At 46.0% G+C, this 1890-nt stretch carries 1 protein-coding gene; it reads right to left on the reverse strand.

What is annotated here, in order from left to right; all coding sequences use genetic code 11:
- Positions 1-1575, reverse strand: a 1575-nt coding sequence (locus WCO51_13215; GenBank protein ID MEI6514213.1) for a hypothetical protein, incomplete at its 3' end; no start/stop codon positions are given.
- Between the last annotated feature and the right edge of the window lie 315 nt (positions 1576-1890).

A 1890-nucleotide genomic window follows, 5' to 3' on the forward strand; every position in this document is an offset into this window, starting at 1 on the left:
ATCAGCAACCTCAGGTAAACCCCGTTGCCATGAAATTGAATCCGTATAGAGAACTCCTATCCCTTCACTGCCCGCATCGAGTTTACCAATAGGTTGACCGTTTATTTGTTCGAGAGCGCGGAGGCAGTTCATAAGCTCAACGCCTAATGGCGAACTGCCCTTCCCTGCCAAAAGCTGAGCTTCACTAACCAAATCAAAGCCTGAGAACTGCGGATGGAGCATAGCGGCAACGACCATTTTACGAAGGTAACGCCTCGCTTCATCCTCAGTACCTGCTGAATCAGGCATAAGCGCATCAAGATGAAGCCAAAGCGGTAATGAGGATGGACGAGATAAGTTAGCAGTTGCATTGGCTTGTAGATACGAAATCATAAACGGATACTGCTCCTGCACCCCTCGATAGGGCACTGGAGATAAAGAGGCTTTTAATGAAGTCCGCACAAGTACGCTAGTCACCCCTGAGGTTGACAGCAAGCCATTATAAGGCGTGTTGATACCGTTAAGCATGTCGCTGACCGGATTACCAAAAACTAATAGGCTAGGCAATACTTTCTCAGCTTCTTTTGGTCGAGCCAATAAGCTCTGCACAAACCGCTGCTGCATCTGGGACTTGAGCGTTTCGGCCTTGAGACGATTGTCGACGTTTTTATCAGGCGGTTGCCAGGCGGAATGATAGGTCTCTTGCCAAGCCTGTTTAAAAGCATCAGAATAACCCGCCCGAACCCAATAACCGGGCATCTCTAATGCAATCCCTGATGATCCTGAACCTATCGCTTCCTGTATCTTTGTCTTAAAATCTGTTGCCGCCTGACTGGTAGGCACAAGGTAAACCTGACCGCCTGATACTATCGGCTGGTTATCTGGAGCAAGTTGTATTGGAAAGGATGGAGTTGGCATTTGAGGTTGGCGTAATGAGTTATTTGTGTAGACCTGATACCCCTCTTGCAGCCAACTTCCGATGACTTCTTTCGAATTGGAATTTACCATGACGATATCCGTCCCCAAATCCAATTCGGGACGATACGCCGAACTAGTTTCGAACATTGAACGAGAGGCCGGAATGGTTTTTTGATTCAGTTTGCCTGCAGATGAGCCGAGTAATCGCTCGAAACCGTCACCAATTCCATCTCCATCTTGGTCTAAATCTTCCGCTTTGAAAGAGATGGAATAAATCTGAAACCGTTCAGCTTCACTTGTCACGATGCGAAGCCGAACGGAATGAACAATACCGCGATCATCTGTGTCAAAGGGAAAATAAAACTGCTTTCTTTTACCGCCAACACGCGAGTATTGAATGGTCTTATCTGAATCGATCACATAAACACGGGCATGGCCTGAGGCATCAATCGTAATGACCGATTTTGATCCGCCTAAACATCGAAATCGATACTCAGCCAGCCCTGAGCGCCCAACAATGCGGTAATTACCTTCGAGCTTATTGTTCTTGTCAGCTACAAGGTAACTCTTCTCAATCACGCTTTTGGCAGGAAACGAAACATCAATCCCAACAGGCTTAACACGAGCCTGAACAGTTATAGTTAAAACCGCCAACAAAATCCCTATCCAAAGGCGCATAAAATCTCCTATTTATAAAGCTATCGACAACAAACGGTCAGCTCCGCAAATGATCTTGCCACAATCTTTCGGACAGCAATTATTAATGCCGCATACGCGGTTGTTTGAAGCTCATTCTCGAACTGCGCCGGGGTTAATAACCTAAGCTTAAATGGAGCCTTTGCCGATTGTAGCATACTTTTTCATTGGCCCCCTCTAGTGGAATATTTGTGTCCGCTTTATCGGGGGAAGATCAGATCGTCGCCTTTCCTTAACTAAAGCATCAATTGTTCAATTTCGGTTAATCGCTCAAAAGAAATATTCTTGAACTTTGCT

The sequence above is a fragment of the bacterium genome, assembly GCA_037131655.1.
GTDB lineage: Bacteria > Armatimonadota > Fimbriimonadia > Fimbriimonadales > JBAXQP01 > JBAXQP01.